Origin of the sequence: Peribacillus sp. FSL K6-5616, from assembly GCF_038008245.1 — a bacterium.
Classification (GTDB): domain Bacteria; phylum Bacillota; class Bacilli; order Bacillales; family DSM-1321; genus Peribacillus; species Peribacillus frigoritolerans.
In genome coordinates, this window is sequence record NZ_JBBOYT010000001.1 from 3,874,538 (window position 1) to 3,893,408 (window position 18,871).

The 18,871-nt window shown below is 39.8% G+C and carries 15 protein-coding genes; 4 read left to right on the plus strand and 11 right to left on the minus strand.

Going from position 1 to position 18,871, the window contains the following annotated elements; translation table 11 throughout:
- Positions 1–143: 143 nt before the first annotated feature.
- A complete protein-coding gene (locus MHB45_RS18700) occupies positions 144–308 on the minus strand; it encodes a hypothetical protein (RefSeq protein ID WP_153246167.1) in 165 nt (54 codons plus the stop codon).
- 228 nt (positions 309–536) lie between these two features.
- On the minus strand, positions 537–1,049 hold the full coding sequence (locus MHB45_RS18705; RefSeq protein WP_034309858.1) for a helix-turn-helix domain-containing protein: 513 nt from the start codon (positions 1,047–1,049) through the stop codon (positions 537–539).
- 163 nt (positions 1,050–1,212) lie between these two features.
- Between MHB45_RS18705 and MHB45_RS18710 the strand changes: the two genes are divergently transcribed.
- Together MHB45_RS18710 and MHB45_RS18715 are read left to right on the plus strand one after the other, a co-directional pair.
- Positions 1,213–2,511 carry an MFS transporter gene (locus MHB45_RS18710; protein WP_072273503.1) on the plus strand — a complete coding sequence of 433 codons (1,299 nt, stop codon included), beginning with the start codon at positions 1,213–1,215 and terminating at the stop codon, positions 2,509–2,511.
- Positions 2,512–2,545: 34 nt separating this feature from the next.
- Complete coding sequence (locus MHB45_RS18715; protein ID WP_161922225.1) at positions 2,546–3,529, plus strand: ornithine cyclodeaminase family protein; 984 nt, start codon at positions 2,546–2,548, stop codon at positions 3,527–3,529.
- A gap of 502 nt (positions 3,530–4,031) precedes the next feature.
- Here MHB45_RS18715 and MHB45_RS18720 read toward each other — a convergent pair.
- From MHB45_RS18720 to MHB45_RS18730, 3 genes are all read right to left on the minus strand, one after another.
- Positions 4,032–4,292, minus strand: a complete 261-nt coding sequence (locus MHB45_RS18720) for a hypothetical protein (RefSeq protein WP_048687754.1) — start codon at positions 4,290–4,292, stop codon at positions 4,032–4,034.
- Positions 4,293–4,362: 70 nt separating this feature from the next.
- A complete protein-coding gene (locus tag MHB45_RS18725; protein WP_048687757.1) occupies positions 4,363–4,689 on the minus strand; it encodes a hypothetical protein in 327 nt (108 codons plus the stop codon).
- Positions 4,690–5,591: 902 nt separating this feature from the next.
- Positions 5,592–6,053 (minus strand): SRPBCC family protein, encoded by a 462-nt coding sequence (locus MHB45_RS18730; RefSeq protein WP_048687762.1) that lies wholly within the window; start codon positions 6,051–6,053, stop codon positions 5,592–5,594.
- A gap of 214 nt (positions 6,054–6,267) precedes the next feature.
- On the opposite strand from MHB45_RS18730, the gene MHB45_RS18735 reads away from it, so the two are divergent.
- Positions 6,268–7,536, plus strand: coding sequence for an ATP-binding protein (locus MHB45_RS18735; protein ID WP_048687764.1), 1,269 nt, complete (start codon positions 6,268–6,270; stop codon positions 7,534–7,536).
- Positions 7,537–8,124: 588 nt separating this feature from the next.
- Here MHB45_RS18735 and MHB45_RS18740 read toward each other — a convergent pair.
- The 6 genes from MHB45_RS18740 to MHB45_RS18765 form a co-directional block, all read right to left on the minus strand.
- Positions 8,125–11,295, minus strand: a complete 3,171-nt coding sequence (locus tag MHB45_RS18740; RefSeq protein ID WP_072273505.1) for an ATP-binding cassette domain-containing protein — start codon at positions 11,293–11,295, stop codon at positions 8,125–8,127.
- 260 nt (positions 11,296–11,555) lie between these two features.
- Positions 11,556–11,687, minus strand: a complete 132-nt coding sequence (gene sspL / locus MHB45_RS18745) for a small, acid-soluble spore protein L (protein ID WP_034304091.1) — start codon at positions 11,685–11,687, stop codon at positions 11,556–11,558.
- A gap of 35 nt (positions 11,688–11,722) precedes the next feature.
- Positions 11,723–11,941: a hypothetical protein gene (locus MHB45_RS18750; protein WP_072273506.1), complete on the minus strand. Its 219-nt coding sequence runs from the start codon at positions 11,939–11,941 to the stop codon at positions 11,723–11,725.
- 104 nt (positions 11,942–12,045) lie between these two features.
- Positions 12,046–14,385, minus strand: coding sequence for an RNA polymerase recycling motor HelD (helD, locus tag MHB45_RS18755; RefSeq protein ID WP_340908033.1), 2,340 nt, complete (start codon positions 14,383–14,385; stop codon positions 12,046–12,048).
- Between the two features lie 448 nt (positions 14,386–14,833).
- Complete coding sequence (locus tag MHB45_RS18760; RefSeq protein ID WP_048681949.1) at positions 14,834–15,754, minus strand: response regulator; 921 nt, start codon at positions 15,752–15,754, stop codon at positions 14,834–14,836.
- The gene (locus MHB45_RS18765; protein WP_048681945.1) at positions 15,751–17,022 is read right to left on the minus strand and encodes an ATP-binding protein; all 1,272 of its coding nucleotides are present in this window, start codon (positions 17,020–17,022) and stop codon (positions 15,751–15,753) included. Before MHB45_RS18765 ends, MHB45_RS18760 begins: the two co-directional genes overlap by 4 nt.
- Positions 17,023–17,227: 205 nt before the next feature.
- Here MHB45_RS18765 and MHB45_RS18770 point away from each other — a divergent pair, with 205 nt between their 5' ends.
- A complete protein-coding gene (locus MHB45_RS18770) occupies positions 17,228–18,499 on the plus strand; it encodes a cation:dicarboxylate symporter family transporter (protein ID WP_048681940.1) in 1,272 nt (423 codons plus the stop codon).
- Positions 18,500–18,871: the final 372 nt, after the last annotated feature.

The window sequence follows — 18,871 nt, forward strand, 5'->3', positions numbered from 1 at the left end:
AGTCTTAATCGACTGCATCACAATAGCCCCCAAGAATGTGGTGATTTCCCTCCACTCTTGGGGGAAGAAAACCGCCCTTTGAATAGGCGGTTAATTGAACTATCATTTCCGGTTAGTGGCAATGAATCCCGAAGCTTTGTTTCCTAATCTTTCTCTATTATAACAAGTGAATAAACTGCTCCACCGCCACCTGCACCTGACATAGCACTCTGAGAGACAACCTTCCATCCCTCTTGCAAAAGTTGATTTAAATCACTTAAGTTATTCTTCTTTTCGGTAAGATAATAAACTACGATTGCCTTTTGCATAATACAGCTCCCTCCAGAACTCAATATATCCTATATAAAATTTCATGATTTTACCGAAGCCGTTCGTCGAAGCTTACTGTTTGTTACATTTACAGTAAACAGACAAGAGGCGACAACAGATTTTTCTTATTCGACATTGTGTTCTCATATTCCTTGCTGTTTAACATCTATCCTTTTGTAGACATGTTTCGTTAACTGGATATACTTTTATTACACAGCACCGTGACGTTATTTCGACGACACCACCAAAAACCGGACATTTTGATCCGAGAAGTTAAACCAGTAATGGGCTTTTCTAGCATCGAACATGAATGACTGCTGTTCATGGAGTTCCATTCTTTCTCCCTCTATTTCCACTGTTAACTTCCCTTCGATAATGAATAAGAATTCATGTCCGCTATGGGAAAAGGCGCTTCCTTTATTTTCACCTGGCTTTAAGGTGACAAGAATGGGCGAAAAAACAGCATCACGAATGCCGCTGGATAAATTCTGATAGTGAAATTGTTCATGATTATAATCTGAATTTTCTTGGGAACGGTCCTCAGAGAAAAAGAAACTTGGGTTGACATCCAATGTATCAGCGATTTTTTTTAATGACTCTAATGTGACGCTTGATTTACCCCGTTCTACTTGTGATAAAAAGCTGATCGAAACGCCTGTTTGTTCAGCAAGGCTCTTTAATGTTAGTTTTCGCTCTTTCCTCAATGATTTCATTTTTTCCCCGATTGAATCAAAAGGCATGGAGATGCCCCCTTTTTTTACATAGTATCTAGCTACATTATACAGTACAAATTTTGATGAATGTTCCGTCATTAATAAAATAATTGACAGAAAATTATAAATTATTTACAATAAAGGAAATAATAATTGAAGTGACACTTCAATTTTAACGGGGTGACTCATGATGGAGAAGAAACAAATGCGGCGAATTTTAATTGCGAGTTTAGTCGGAAGTTCAATTGAGTGGTTTGACTATTTTTTATATGGGACCGTTGCAGCTCTCGTGTTTAACCAGCTATTCTTCGTGAATGAGGATCCGACAATAGGTCTGTTGCTTTCCTATGCATCCTTTGCGTTAGCATTCTTCATCCGCCCCTTTGGCGGAGTGATCTTCAGCCATATTGGCGATCGTATCGGGAGAAAGAAAACACTTGTTATAACACTTAGTTTAATGGGGGTCGCAACCTTTGGGATGGGGCTTCTTCCCACGTATCAAGCCGTTGGGATTTGGGCGCCGATACTATTAATCACGTTACGCTTAGTACAAGGTCTGGGAATTGGCGGTGAATGGGGAGGCGCGCTTTTATTGGCCGTTGAATATGCTCCCGCTGAGAAACGGGGCTTGTTCGGGGCCATTCCCCAGATGGGTGTTACGATAGGAATGCTGCTTGGAACCGTTGCCTTATCTATTATGACACTGCTGCCTGAAAACGCATTCATGACTTGGGGATGGCGTATACCATTCATTTTTAGTGCTCTGCTAGTATTTTTCGGCCTTTGGATTCGTAAAGGAATTGATGAAACACCGTCTTTCAAAAAAGTGAAGGAATCCGGAGAAGTTCCAAAGCTGCCGATTGTAGAAACTCTTAAGAATTATTGGCGTGAAGTGCTTATCGCCGTGGGAGCCAAAGTGGTAGAAACAGCTCCATTTTATATTTTCAGCACGTTTGTCGTATCATATGCTACTGCAAATCTCGGTTTCTCCCGGACAGCTACATTAACTGCAGTCATGATTGCGACAATTATAACGACGATTTTAATACCTATCATGGGGAATTTATCTGATAAGATTGGCCGCAAAAAGCTGTTTATAGGGGGAACGATTGGGATGGCACTGTTTGCGTTCCCATACTTCTGGTTGCTGCAGCAAAAATCGGTACTGCTATTGATCGTTGCAACAGTGATAGGTTTAGGTGTTATTTGGGCTCCCATCACAGCTGTTCTTGGAACGATGTTCTCGGAAATTTTCGATGCAAGGATCCGTTATACCGGCATCACGCTTGGATATCAAATCGGAGCAGCACTGGCAGGAGGAACAGCGCCGCTAGTTGCAACGGCTTTACTTGATAAATTTAATAACTCCTATGTTCCTGTCGCCATTTATATTATATTTGCATCTGTCCTGTCACTAGCAGCGATTTGGGCAGTTAAGGATCGCAGCAATCAGAAATTAGACGAAACGCATGATACTAGTGCCATGTAATCTATGGATCTTTTACTTCAAGGAGGACAATTGAATGTTGGTAATAAGTGAGAAGGAAATTCAACAATCTTATGGAATGAAAGACGCAATAGCGGATGTAACGGCCGTATTACGTGCACATGGTGCTCAACAAATAGACAACCCTCATCGCACAGTTCTTGCTTTTCCTCAACACGAGGCATCGGCCCTTTACATGCCAAGTGCTGATTTATCGGAAGAAGTTTCGGCGGTCAAAGTTGTTACCATTTTTCCAAAGAATCCTTCAAGGGGGATGGCCACAACACAAGGGGTCATCTTGCTGTCAGATGCAGAAAATGGCGAACACCTAGCATTGTTGAATGCCTCCTATTTAACACGTCTCAGAACGGGGGCATTGAGCGGCATTGCCACAGACTTTCTTGCTCGTAAAGACGCCAGGGTTCTCACAATCATCGGGACAGGAGCTATGGGATTTGAACAAGCAATCGGTGTGTTGGCCGTAAGGGACATTGAGCGTATTTTATTAGTGAATCGCACACCAGAGAAAGCGCAGAAATTCGGTGAAAAGCTGCAGGCATTCGGAATAACCGTTCCTTTTGAAGTTGGCGAAGATGTTTCAGCAGCTGTTCGTCAAGCAGATATCATTTGCTGTGCAACCCGCTCGAACGAGCCAGTATTTAATGGACTAGATTTAAAGCCGGGCACACACATTAACGGGGTCGGGTCTTACTTACCGGATATGAAAGAAGTGGATAATACCACCGTTTCACGCGCTGCTAAAATTATCGTCGATGATTTGGCGGGCGTGAAGGCTGAAGCAGGAGAACTCATTTCTGCAGCCAATCAGGGAAATTGGTCGTTTAATGATATACACGGGGAGCTTTATGAACTTGTCATGCGAACCAAAACAGGCAGGGAAAATGAAGAGGAAATTACCTTCTTTAAATCAGTCGGTGCCGCTTACTTTGACCTCGCTGTGGCAAAAGGCGTTTATCGCCAATCGAAAGAACGGAACATCGGGATGGAGATTGAGGTTTAGCAGAAGCTTGTACATTTCGCTATCGCTGAATGTAATAACAACCCTATTTATTTGCCTTAGCTTGCAGTAACATTTCATCTTTAAAATAAGAGACCCTTCTTTCGGAAAGGCCTTTTAAATAACCCTTATCTTTTACAAGCGATCAAGTCTTTATCACGGCCGCTTTTTTTATTATGACTATCCTCTAAATAAAAAACACTACCAATTAAAATAGCAGTGTCGTTTTCGTGATCCCCTTATTGATTCAATAAACCAGGTAATGTCTGAGCAATATCTATCAGTTGGTCGACAACATCAAATATTGCTGTCGTCATAAATATTTGAACCACTATTAAAATGCTTAGTAATATTAAAAGAATTATTTTAAAAGTTGTATTATTCATGAAAACTTATACCTCTCTTTAGTAAGTAGCCTTTCAGAGTGTAAACAACCCCCTTTTCCCAAAGAATTGTTGGAGAAAAAGGGGTTGTTTTATGAAAGAAGGACACAATATATTAATTTTTATTGCTTATCATCAAATTCAGATTCTGAACGGTCTCTATCCGTAGGTATTTCATTTTCATACTCAGAAACTACCTCTGCGGCTTCCTCGTTCAAAGAAGCTTTACCTTTTTCCATTTTTTCACTAGTCACATCTCGCTTAATACCTTCAACGTATTCATTCGAATTTGGACCTGATACTAATAATGAACCATCATCTTGTGCATACGCTAAAAACACATATGATTTTCCTTCTTCCGGTAATGTATCATCTTCATACAAAACAACAAAAGAGCCGTCTTCATTTATCCCTCCAGCCTTTTGAATAGGTATGGAAGTATCTGTTACTAGATCACCCAGGCAGGACAGTAACTTGGTAATTTGTATATGGTATTGAAACCTCTTTAGCACCGTCACTAGTTTCAATTGTTACAGGATCTTTGTATAGAGTGTCAACATCTTCATCAACCCGGCCTATAAAAACGTAATCTGCATCACCTACAGTTTCATTTGGATCATCCACATCTACAGCAAAAGTACCATCCATTTGAATTACCTTTAGGTTTTTTTTATCCTCCGAATTTATATCTTTCTTGAAATTAAAACAAGCTGAAACTATCAAAGAAAGACTAACTATAAATAATAGTGAAGCAAGTAACCGAACTTTTTCCTTACCCATTTTTTCACCCCTCCTCTTCCTGTTAGTATTTCTTATGAGCAGCCGTATAGATGCTCTATCATAATGGCATAATAACCATAAATTCAGAATGATAGGTCCCAAAATTGAATTCACGATTTTCACATATGGCATCTTTTCTGTGATTCACCGAAAAAGAGTTTAAAAATTTATTACTCAATTAAATTAGTAAGAGGGATAAAAAGCTGTGAACCCGTTACACCTCTCATGTGATACCTTTCCCCCACAAATAAAAAGCCCCTGACACTAGAAGTGCCAAGGGTTTGAAAGATTAAGAATTTATACATATAGTTTGCATTTCCAACATTTCTCGAGAGTAAAAGTTTTAATTCAAAATCATTCATATTTTATTGATTTTTGAACGAATAAGTATAGATATGGCACAAGAACCGTAGAGGAATAAGGCTATGAAAAGTAAAGGTACTAATATTGTTGATATTTGATCTTTTGGGACAACCCAAAGTAATAGAACTGAAAAAGTTATTGTTCCACTTAATCCAATGAATATCGCATAAAATAATAATCCAAAATTTAAAGCCTTTTTAAAACTCTCTTTATATGTAGACATCAATATCAAAATTCACCACCTAAATTTTATTTTTGGTTTAACCACTGTTTTTTAGAATTACTTATCTTCTTCTAATCCTACCTTTACTCTTACTCCGATACCATACCTTATTATTCTCGTATTTCTTAAAACGTCGTTCAGTCCCACCATTAAAAAAATAACGTCCGAAGCAACTCCCTTTTTGGGGCAACCACCTCTAAGTTCAGTCAAGTATCCTACACCCTAATCTTTCACGAGAAATAAAAAAGAATCCATCATGAAAAAGGATGGATTCTTTTTTTGTGTTGTTCTTTCGATTCCGTAAGATTGACTTAATTCATACTGATCCACTTGTTTCCGCTTCAGCTACCTTTTTGACACGATCTAAAAATTCAACGACCACTTTATCGGTGGCAAATACTAAAAGTAATTTCAAAAACCACTTTAATGGGCGACTGGTGACTGTATATGTAAAGGAAGTTCTATTGTCATTGATTTTATTTAGTTCATATAAAGCCGTAATATCAAACATTTTTGCAAGTATGAAGCCTACTTTAAGCTTTTTCTCATTTGTCTCATTCAAATATTCCAATGTTTCTATATCATACTCTTCTGTTCGTTTTCCTTCTCTATATGTTTGACGATATACGCTTCCAACCACTTCTTCCGTTATTTTAACCGGCTTTTGTTCAACTACTTGAGGCATGATTTTTTGCATATTTTCTACAGAACCATCAAGAAACTTCCATACCTGTTCAATTGGGGCGTTTATTTCTATTTCCCTTGTCCACTTTTTCAATGAAAATCACCTCTACCTCTATTATATTTCCTTTATTATGTAAAACCAAATTCCGAACTGATTAATCGGCAAATAATTCAAGTTACATTAGATACATTAACCAATTCTTTTTGAATTTAAATGCCGTTCTGTAAATAAATTACTTATTAAGATTCTCTTTTTTGGTGTTATTCTTGTATAATGAACCAAACGGTTACTTTTTCAGGAGAATCCTATGAATTTTATTTATATCAATCAAAACATATTAGATAATCTTTTTTATATCTTAGTAAGTATTTTGATTTATTACATTTTAATAGATCATGGCAAAAGGTTAAGTCAGTATGGCAAGACCCTTATTACTGCATGCATGAGCATTCCTATTATATTAAGTATGAAGTTTCCTATTTATATCGATGAATATTGTGTCCACGATCTCAGGCAAATTCCTTTTATAATAGGGACCCTTTATGGTGGTTGGCCTGTAGGAGCAGCTCTGTTAGTCATCATATTATCTTTTAGGTTTGCTTTTTATGGCTTTAATTTACTTACGTTAATTGTATATATCGTAATCTTTATTATAACGGCTCTATTTTCTTCCAAATTCAAAAATTTCAATCGGAAAAATAAGCTTAATAGCTCGATACTATTAATTTTATTTCTTGGAATACTAACGAGCTTCATTTCACTCGCTATGTCTGATTATTTTCGAATAACGGAGGCGTATGTATTTTACTTTATCATCCTCCCTCCTTTCATTATTGGTTTAGCTGTTTATATCATGGAAATTTTAAAGGATGCCATTTTAATCCGGACACAGATGATAAGGCTTGAAAAAATGGAGGTAGTCAGTCAGCTTGCAGCCAGCATTTCACATGAGGTTAGAAATCCTTTAACGGTTGTGAAAGGATTTGTTCAACTGCTAAAGACCCCTGATCTGACTCAGGATGTAAAAGAACAATATATAGAGCATGTTGTCAGGGAGCTTAATAGTGCAGAATCCATAATTAGTGAATACTTAGCATTTGCAAAACCTGCACTTGAGAAAGTGGATAATATTTCAATTAACCGTGAAATAGGGTATGTAATTGAAATGATCAAACCATTGGCTAGCATGAATTTAGTTACTATTTCTAATCAGTTGGCTCCAGCCATTACCCGGGGGAATATTCAACATTTCAAGCAATGCTTCCTAAACCTCATCAAGAATGGTATAGAGGCAATGCCACATGGCGGGGAACTTAATATTGTTTCTTATGTAAATAATTTCGATATCATTATCGAAATCAGTGACAATGGAGTGGGAATGAACAAGGAACAAATAAATCGTTTTGGCGAGCCTTATTACAGTTCCAAAGAAAAAGGGACTGGGTTGGGATCAATGGTGGCTGTCAAGACCATCCAAACGATGAATGGTACACTTCATTTAACTAGCGCTTTGAATAAGGGAACAACGATTTCAATAACACTTCCCGTTTATCATGAAGATCATTCTGCAAAATAATAAAAAAGTCCGCCATTACCGGCGGACTTTCAGACAGTAGACAAACTCGATGAAAATCGAGTTTGTCTATTTTTATGGCTTGTATTTGGACGTTGATTTCCACTCCAGGCACTCGCTTTCCGCGGGCGGTCGGGGGGAGCCTCCTCGGCTTTCGCCTGCGGGGTCTCCCCTAGACGCGCTTTTCCCGCAGGAGTCTCGTACCTTCCGTTCCAATCAACTCCGTTTTGGAATTTAGATAAAACCCCTTCTGTCTACAGTTTTTATGAGGGTTTATAAAACATGGAACGCCGATCTCCCTCCAGGCACTCGCTTTCCGCGGGCGGTCCGCCCTCGGCGCTTTTGCACCTGTGGGATCTCCCTTGGACACGCTTTTCCCGCAGGAGTCTCGCTCACCCACTCCTATCAACTTTGTTTTTAATCACTTTTCGCCGACTGTCTGCACTGTCTTGGTCATTGACCAGTTTATCGTCCTGAACCACATAGTATTCGACCGCCCGCGAATTTTTTTCGACCTTCACCTCACTATTCGGACTCCGATCCCTTATGTCCCCAAAATAAAAGTCCGCCATTTCCGGCGGACTTTTCACTTTATTTTTTCTCGTCAAGGCATTGATAAACCGCCATCATGTCTCGTTTGTTCAATTCACGAATCCGGGCGAATATGGGGATATCGGCAACGGCCTCGGTACGTTCACTTTCAGCCACGACATCCTTCACTTTCCCTGTCAGCCAGGTCTGGACGTCGATGCTTTCGACGATTTCTTTACGCCCTTCATCATCGATGCCACTGGCATGACAGCTCACACAAGGGATCGTTAATTTATACACACCGTCATGGATGTTGTCTTCTGAAATGACTTTCTTGCCATTACAGAACGGGCATTTATGACTTGCTTTAATTTTATTGATTTGGGTAACGATTTTTTTGTAGCCGAATGCTTCATAGACATAGGTTAGTTTTTTGTATTTGCCATTGGTGAAATATTTATCAATAATGGTTTCTCTTGTTTCGTTAATATTGGAAAAGTCACAGATGGTAATCTGATTTTTGCTGCTGATTGCTTCGATATTGCCTTTAATGCTGTCCCAGAATGGTTGGGTATTTTGTAAAACCACTTCATAGCCGACGAAGCTTGCTAGCTCGAGCTCGAGCATTTTCAACGCCGCTTTTGTTTCACGTGGAAGGAATGAGACATCATCAGTGAGTGCGATATCGCCGCCCACAATCGCTTTTAGTTTTTCCAGTTCCGGCAGCTTTCCTACAATTTTGATGACTTGATCAATTGGCTGTTGGATGATCTCGCGAATGTCCGTATCACCAAACATCAGCTTTTTATGATGTTTGAGAACCGTTCCTTGGCAGACTGGACAGTCGATCATCTCTTTTGTTTCTTTCATCTGCTCTTTAATGATTGATTTCGATACGAAGATATAGCGCCCAATGATGAAATTGAACCCTTCCCAAATTCGCGATGCCTTGCCTGCTTTATCGTAAAAGGACTTTTCCCAATACCCATATAAGAAGGTATGCTTTTCGGCATCTGTCATCTCATTATAGCTTTTACTAATGTCGTGACCGAGTTCATTCTTGATCTCATCAAACAGGAATTGCAGTTTGGAATGCTGATAATATTTTAATACTTCCATCACGTCCGGATGTAATAAACCATCCCAGAATGGCACGTTTTTGTCTTGTATGACTACATCGAAATCGAATTTTTCAATGACCCGGCGTCCCGAACAGCTTGGACAATGATTTTCTGCTGAATAGAAATCGAAGCTTCTTGTATCTTTATTGGTCGGATGTGCAGCCACTATATGGTTGATCATTCCGCCCAATTCATAAAGAAACGTATATTGGCTGTACAAGTGGCGTTCAAGATCAATGGCGATCACAGGGGCTATCGTGTCGGACTCGTACTCCCCATATATCACGCGAGCGATTGGTGATAGGCTTTTTAAAATTCCGCCCTTATAGACGTTCTCTGCGTTTTTGAAATAGTCCAGATGATTTTCCTGTAAATAATCGATACCAGTTTTTGACCGGAGCGTGGAAGAGATATGCAATGGCTCCACCCGTTCGTCACTGTCTTTGTGACTGTAATAATCATCATGACTGACAACGTCAAGATGCTGGACAGGCGTTAGCTGTCTTTTACCAAAATCCACGATATAATCCGAGCTTTCCAGCATATAGGCATTATGTTCAATCATGATGATGGAGACGGATTCATCATCCAGAATGACCCTGACACTGTCAATGAATTGGTTTAAAATATTTTGCGATAACCCTTTTGAAGGCTCGTCAAAAATGAACAGCGTGTGCGGGTTCCTTGTCTTCGCAAACAGCTCGGAAACTAAGTGGACACATTGAAATTCACCCGTCGATAGTGTTTGTGTTTTTCTTTCTAACGTCAAATAACCAAGCCCAAGTTTGATCAATAAGCTCAAACGTTTATGTGCGATGTCTTCAGATGGCAACTCTTCGATGATATCTTCGATCGAACGCTGAAAAATATCATCAATTTCATCACTGTATTTGGTTAGCTTCTTTTTAATATCAAGAAACGTCGCAACGGTTGACCGGCTGGTGATCGATTTATTTCGGTCCTGCCCGACCATGACCAGCTTATCCTTTGGATACCGCTTCTGAAAATCTTTGGAGATGCATTCATTGACTAGTGTAGATTTACCGCAGCCTGACTCACCCGTAAAGGTAACGAGTCTATTCTTGGGAATGCGGATTTCTTCCATTTGAATATTACGGCAGTAAAGATCCTGAAATTGATAGTATTCAGTAGGCGCTGCTTCATTTCGCTTCCAGCTGATTGGTTTGGGCCGCGGTGATTCCTCAACGATTTTCCCGCCATATTTTCCGCTGCCGGGTCCAAAGAACAATTGGTCATCAGTGCTATCCAACACCGTATCTGAGTGATCAATGAGCCAAATTTGATTTTTATAACCTAATTGCTTAATCTGCTCTAAAATTTTCAAAAGGGTTTGATGATCAAGACCGACGGAGATTTCATCGATGATGATCACGGTATTTTCACTTGTAGCCATGAATTCGGCCAAATAAAGCCGGGTTAATTCCCCTCCTGACACTGTCCCCATAATACGGTTCAAGCCTAAATAACCAATATTCATATTGATTATATTTTGGAGAATATGCTGTTTAGCTTCACTAATATGTAAGGTCTCTGCGAGTGAAAGGATCGTTTCGATGCTTAAGTTGTTGATATCGGATATAGTATGCGGGCGATCTAATAATTCAATGGTATATTGCTCGACTTCTTGATTGTAGCGTTTCCCCTCACACTTTGGACATTCGACATTTTTCGTCGTACCGCGTCCTTTACAAGTGGGGCACCAGCCTAAGGCATTATTAAATGAAAAAACTTCCGGAGAAAGATTGAATTTTTCTGCAAGACAAACACGAATCTCTTTAAACACACCAGTATGTGTGCCAATGGTCGAACGGGGATTAGCTGAAATGGATGATTTGCCGAGAAAAAGGACCAGCGGCATTTCCTCCATCTTGATGGCACTGAAGTTGGTTTCCATAATATTAGGGAATAAATACTGATATTCAGACTTCGGCAATAAGGAAACGAGACGCTTCTTGGATTCTTCGCCAATGGTTTGACAAAAAGTCGTCTTCCCTGAACCTGATAAACCAGCAATTCCTAATGATTGGTCGTCTGGAAGTGATGAATCTAAATGGCTTATATTGTTCGCTATTAATCGATTTATTTTCATTTGTAACTCCTCTCATTTTTTAAGCTCAGTCTTTCATATTAGCACAGCAGTATATGTATTTGGTATTTTTTTATCGGTAACCCCATCCTTTTATTCTTTCACATTCCGCTCCTTCAAAAACGTATGATCCATCGACAAAAAACGGGGAGTAAGGATGGGATTTTTAAGATGATTAAACCTTCTTTTAGATTATAAAAGCCCCTCTCGACTAAGAGAAGGGCATTCCTTATAAAGCATGACCACATTTTTATCCAATACGCTTATTTTGTATTGGACTTTTTTGCCTTGTTTTCAAGATCGCTTTTAGGCTCGGTGGAGAATTCCACATCTTTTCCATGTCCCTGCGGGTTAACACTTGGTGCAATGCGACCTCTTCCTGTCTTTTTACTCATTTCCTTCACCTCCAAGTATATGATGTTGGACAGATCTACTTTACATTACGGGTGTAATTAAATGTGTCTTTGTTCTGAGGAACATCAGGATCTTTTTTCCCGGCAGGCTGTACTGCTCTTCCTGTATTTCCGCTATAGCCTTCTTCCATGGGCCCTGGATAATGATAATGACCATCATTAACTGATTGAGTTGTTGCTTCACCAGCAGCATGATTTGCTCCCGTTTCCGCGCCATTTTCTTTATCTTTAGTCAATCCATCTCCTCCTTTTCTAAAGCTTTTCTTTTATAGTATTTCGATAAAAGAGCAATAAAATGAAAGGAGAAAAAAGGAAGCACTAATAATGACTCCATTCTTTGTTATTTGGAGGTCAGAAGGAAACTCTCCGTTGCACCGTTTTTCAAGAAGGGACTGGGTTCGCCAACCGTATAAATTTGCAAGTCATGCATAGCCCTGGTACATGCGGTGTAGAACAATCTACGCAGGCTCTCATCACCGTATGTTTGCATGGATGCATCATAAATGATGACTGCATCGAATTCGATGCCTTTGGCCAAATAAGCCGGTATAACGACTACACCCTGTTCATATTCATTTGTGCCTTTCTGTACGAGTTTAATTTCACCGTGGACACTAAGGGCATCGTATGCGGCGGCACTTTCGGCAGCAGATTTACAGATTATTGCGATTGTATTGTACTCATGGCTTTGGAAGTCTTTGACTTTAGACATGATTTTGCGGTGCAATTCATCACGGCTGGACACTTGAGTGAGTACAGGCTTCTCGCCTTCACGATTGAACGCCTTAATTCGATGGCCTTCTGGAATTAGTTCACGTGTGAATTCTATAATCTGCTTTGTGGATCTGTAGCTTTGATCCAAGGTTATGCTCTCGGTTTCACTTATCCCGTATAAACTGGTAAGAGTCTGGAAATCCACCCGTTCGCTGGCATGAGCAAATATTGCCTGGTTAAAGTCACCGAGCACGGTCATCCTGGCAGAAGGAAACAATCGTTTCAAAAACTCGAATTGAAATGGGGAATAATCCTGTGCTTCGTCAACAAGCACATATTTTATAGAAGTATTCGACTGGAATCCTTGAATTAACTCCTTCAGCAGCAAAAATGGAGTCGCGTCTTCGTAATACAGTTTACCTTCTTCCAGCATTTTTTGGGTTGATAAGCAAATTTCCCTTTCGGCAGGTGTTTCACCTTCATTCCACAGTTCGAGCCGTATTTGTTCGTCAAAAAGTTGCTTGTATATTCCCTTAATATTGATAAAATGAAGTGCTTTTATCCGTTTGCGTAACGACTTCAATTTCTTTCGAACAATCATACGCGCAAGCATTTTATTCTCTATCTCATAATCGTCAAAGGAATCTTCATCATCACCGCGTTTTTTCTCTAAATAGGTGTATACCTTTTGGTAGTCTTCTTTGCTGAGATACTCGATTTCCTCCTCGACCCAAGGTTGTTTCAACTCAAACTTTTCCCTTTCATCAAGTAGCTCACATAACCACTCTTTCAGCTTTTCAATCCTATTGTGAAATCTTAATGTGGTGTCTGTGTTATAAAATCTTTCCGAGATTTGTTTGGCGGAGACGAGCGTTTCCCCTCGGAACTTTAACCCTCTAAAGATCATTCCGGATGGCTCAAGTGATTGTCTGTAGGTCTTGATGATTTCAAAGAAGCGAATGGATGCCTTAAATTGGATACTCGCTGTCCTGGTGCTATAGGAAGGATCATCCGCTGCAGTCAGCAAATATTCCAATTGCTCATAAGGATCCTCAACTTGAAAAGAGTCAGTCAGACGATGATCCAGGTATTCCTGGAATGTTACCTGCTGCATATTCTCTTCGCCAAGTTCGGGTAACACATTGGATACGTAGTTATTAAACATGGAGTTAGGAGAGAATAGAATGATTTGATCGGCTTTCAGCCTTTCTCGATTCTTGTAGAGCAAGTAAGCGATCCGTTGAAGGGCAGCTGATGTCTTCCCGCTGCCAGCGGCACCTTGAACAATGAGCAGACGTCCGCGATCGTTCCGGATGATCCTATTTTGCTCACGTTGAATGGTGGACACGATACTGTGCATATGCTTATCCGTTCCCTTGCCCAGTACCTGCTGCAGGATCTCATCCCCAATGGTGAGACTCGTGTCGAACATCGATTCGATAACGCCTCCTTTGATGGTGTATTGCCACTTGTTCTCCAGCATTCCCCGAATTACGCCTCCGGGAGTGGAGTATTCTACAGGACCGGGAGGATAGTCATAATAAACACTCGAAACCGGGGCCCTCCAATCGTAGATAATGAAGTTTTCTCCTGTTGCATCAGTAAGAGTGGAAGTCCCAATATAAATTTGTTCCGTCTGGGGAGACCCTTCTTCAGTGATATCAATCCGGCCGAAATAAGGCACTTCCTGCATGCGGCGCAGTGTTGACAGCCTCTTGAACGCATATCTATGTGCGCCTTCGCTTTGTGACAAGTCTTGAGCCTGCTGCCTCAATCCAATGATCGTCTCGAGGTAATCATCGAAGGTATCAATATTAACCTTGAGGTCATCCCAAAAGTGTTTACGGATATTAACAACTTCTTTTTTACGCTTTGAAGTTTCTCCTTCTATTTTGCTGATTTGTTTCGTGATTGTATCTATCACCTCATTCAAACGTTCTTGCTCCTGCCGAATTTCATTGTTCATAACGGACACTCCTTTAAAAAATGAGAAATTAGGGGTTGACTAGAGGTGAGTTTTACCTTATACTTATAGTAAGGGGTAAACTGTTTTTGTATATAATTAAATGTGTTTCTATACTAATTTATCATAAATTCTGAATGATATCAATGTATTTTTGCACAACAGTTGCCATAATGAATCTTCATTTTAAACTTTAATTTAACATGTAAAGCCAGTAACCAGTTGAGCAATAGCTTGGCTGGTTATTTTTATGCCTACATATTAGAAAGCCTCATTGCTAGTTCTTTTTTCTATAGACTTGAAACAATGTCATACTGTTTATAAAAAAATACGGAGGAAATAGCGATAAAGACAAATCCATATAAACGGATTTGTCTTTATGTTTCTTCCATCGAAAAATATAAAATGTTTTTGTGAATTTTCAATCTATTCAACTTGTGTTACTGGTTTATTATTTCATCATCTGCCTTGCTTCCATAAACAGCACTTGGATAAACTTTTTCATATTATTGCGGCTCTGACTGCTTACTTTTTTGCTTTTGTCTTCTAGCTCCAGCATTTTTTTGCGGACTTCCGAGAAATCAAAAAATGTGGATGAATAGGCTTCGAATTTTGGATTCATATAATCCGTCAATCCTAATGAAGCGATATGGATGAGTGCCTGGTTAAGTGCGCGACGGACACGCTGCTCAGAAGCTTTCATTTCTTTCTGGATTTCGGCCTCTTTCGCTTGACCTCCCAGCTTTTCAGCAGCAATCCCAGCAAATATCTCCTTTAAATATGGAAATGTGTAGGCAGGACCGAGTCTTTGCTTTTCATTTTGGAGGAATCCTAAAATGTTTAATAAATCCTCGCTTCCCCCTTCGCCAATCATACCTAAATCAGAAATTAAGGACCGTCCGGCTTCCATGATACTTTTTGTATGAATGGAGGGCACTTTCGAAGACTTCGGGCGGCCCGTAAACACGTTCAACGACTTTTGAATGCCCTGGATCGATTGATCTACCAGTATTCGCTCGTTCACTTTGTTTAATATGCATGAAATTTCAACTTGGTTCAGCGGTTTTGTAATGTAGTATTCCGCTCCTAATCTATACGCCTCTCCAATCAGTTCTTTCGATTCCACTTGCGAAATCATAACAAATCTCCCTTGAAATCCATCAGCAAGAGACCTGATCGTTTCAATTCCATCCCTTAATGGCATGAGCAAATCAATTAAGACAACGTCTGCTTTTTTTAAAAGCAACAAGCCATTATTAACTAAAGCTCCGTCTTCTGCTTCTCCCACCACTTTGCCTAAATCTTCGTCTTCAATTATCTCTGTCAACATTCCTCGAATGGCAGGATCGTCATCTATAATGAAATAATTCATCTCGTTAACCCTTTCTCCATAATAGCATCAATCGGAATTCCTACGATGAATACGGTTTCTTTATAGGTATCCATTAGCCTGATATGTCCTCCAAATTTTTCAACTGTTTGTTTCACATACGATAAGCCAATTCCCGTCGAAGGGTTTCCCGCCTCATCGAATTTCTTTGTATATCCTGCTGTAAAAACGATTTCCTTCTGCTTCGGCGCAATGCCGGGGCCATTATCACAGATGCAAAACTCCACGAATTTATCTTTCCTTTTCACATGCAGTGATACGTATCCTTCTTCTTCAATGGCTTCCACTGCATTGGCCAATAAATTATTTATTAATGATAATACCATATATACATGATAGCGGGGATGGTCATCATCTATATGCAAGGTAAATGTAATAACTTTGCGAAGGGACTCTGCATATCGTCTATTGGACACGATCATGATGTTACCAAGGTCTTCGATCTTCATATATTCCTGCAGGTTTTCGGATGACATAAGTTTCGATAGCCCGGCATAAATCCGCTGGTTATCTTTTTTGATTTCATGCACGAGACCGGCAATCTGCAACGCAGTTTGCGCATCGCTTCCATTAGTTCCCCTTGTTTTTATCCGACGGTAAAAATCATAACAAGTGCGGGTGATTTCTTCCGCATTTTGCATCGTTTTCTTCAGTTGAACCGATTCCTCATACAAACTTGAAATGAAAAGCAACATTTGTTCCTTTTGCATGCGCTGCTCCGCTTCTGCGGATTTCGCTTCTCTCAGCTTTAATATATTAAAAAAGCCGAGAACGAAAAAGCTTCGAATAAAGGCGATTAAAACAAGTTGGTCAATGGCTAGCAAGGGTGTGTCCTGATTCGCCAGGATGGATCGGATCGTCATCTCCGATACACTTGCAAAAAGCTCGATCAATACCCCTAAAAGCCCGATCATAAACGGCTGATCATGCCGTTCGTTCAATTTCGTTTTATGAAAGGCCAACGCGTAAATGAAGTAGTAGAAAAAGGCGGGAACATGAAGATACATCGCATCCTCAACGGATATGTCCCGTATCCCGACAGCCAGTGAAAAACGTAAAAAAAACACACTCATTCCCGTCACTATGCCTGCAATAATCGGGTGGATGCTTCTCCCCCATAGTAAAAACAAGAAGAAGACGGGGGTTCCCAAACTGACTCTGAATGTATCATCGAAGGGGTAAAACTTGAATTCGCCCGCAAGAGGCACCGCAATCATAATCAATAGTAATATCCTTATACTCTTTTTCAATACGGTCCCTCCCAGTTACTATATTAAAAACATAACATATGAAAAGGTAAAAAAGTGAGAAGGGTTTTGACTGAAATTATTATTTTTTCTGTCCCTTGTAAGTATCAGTAGGATTCAGTAGGTTCCAGTAGGATGAGCATAAACTTGAAATAATCCAAAAAATGAAAGCGTTAACAAAAGGGCAACTATCAAAGGAGGAATTCAAATGAAAAGGTTTGGCTTAGCTACTCAAATTTTTATTGCACTTGTACTAGGTATCGTTGTCGGTGCTTTATTCCATGGTAATGAAACAGTCATGGCCATTTTGGTGCCTATCGGGGATATTTTCATTCATTTAATTAAAATGATCGTCATCCCGATCGTCATGGCTGCATTAATCGTCTCCATAGCGGGAGTCGGCGATATAAAGAAACTAGGAAAATTAGGCGGGAAGACTCTTCTTTATTTTGAGATTGTCACCACAATTGCCATTGTTATTGGATTACTGGCGGCAAACTTGTTCCACCCAGGGTCTGGCTTAGATACAAGCAATCTTGAAAAAAGTGATATTTCAAAATATGAAGAAACAACAAATACCGCTGGTAGCAGTGGCTTTGGAGAAACAATTTCTCATATTGTTCCTTCAAATGTATTTGAATCAATGGCTCAAGCGGATTTATTACCGATTATCTTCTTTTCTGTTTTATTCGGCTTAGGTGTCGCTGCGATAGGCGAAAAAGGAAAGCCTATTCTTGGATTCTTTGAAGGTGTGTTGGAAGTAATGTTTTGGGTGACGAATCTAGTCATGAAATTTGCCCCCTTTGGTGTGTTTGCGCTGATTGGTGTAACCGTTGCAAAATTTGGTATCGCAACATTAATTCCTTTAGGGAACCTAGTAATTGCTGTTTATGTGACGATGGTATTCTTTGTATTCGCCATTCTTGGAATTATAGCGAAAATGTCAGGGACAAGCATTTTCGTTATCCTGAAAGTGTTAAAGGATGAATTGATTTTGGCATTTACAACAGCAAGTTCAGAGTCGGTATTACCAAGGCTTATGGATAAAATGGAAAAGTTTGGCTGCTCGAAATCCATTACTTCCTTTGTTATTCCAACAGGCTATACGTTTAATCTAGACGGCTCATCGATTTATCAAGCACTTGCTTCACTTTTCGTGGCACAAATGTATGGTATAGATTTATCCATTACACAACAGATCACTATGTTACTAGTCTTGATGTTAACGTCAAAAGGAATGGCTGGCGTTCCGGGTGCCTCATTTGTTGTTGTTTTAACAACACTTGGTTCTATGGGACTGCCAGTGGAAGGTGTTGCGTTCATTGCCGGTATCGACCGAATTTTGGATATGGGAAGATCAGCGGTTAATGTCATAGGGAACTCATTGGCGGCGATTGTCATGTCGAAATGGGAAGGGGAATTTGACCAGGATAAAGCAAACCATTACGTTGATTCAATTAAACAATCAGACGTAGCATAACCTTATAAAGGAGGAAACGCGGTGTCAACAATCCAAATAAATCATGACGAACGTATTGAGAAAGACTTCTTGGGATCAAAACAAGTACCAGTGCATGCATACTATATATCCAAACATTGCGTGCAGTCGAAAACTTTCCGATACAAGTTATCCTTTCGAGATGACAAACCCAGGTATTTCTAGTGCTGGATCGTAATTTCCGATTTTGATGAAATGGCAGATGTGGTTGATGAATAACAAAAGTCTGGGGAATTGATATAAAAGCCCTCCTTTATGGGAGGGCTTATTTGTTTTGCAGGATGAGTAAAAATAATAATCCGAAACAAAAAAATGGATAGCCCCAAATAAGGCTATCCAGCTTAATTTATAAAA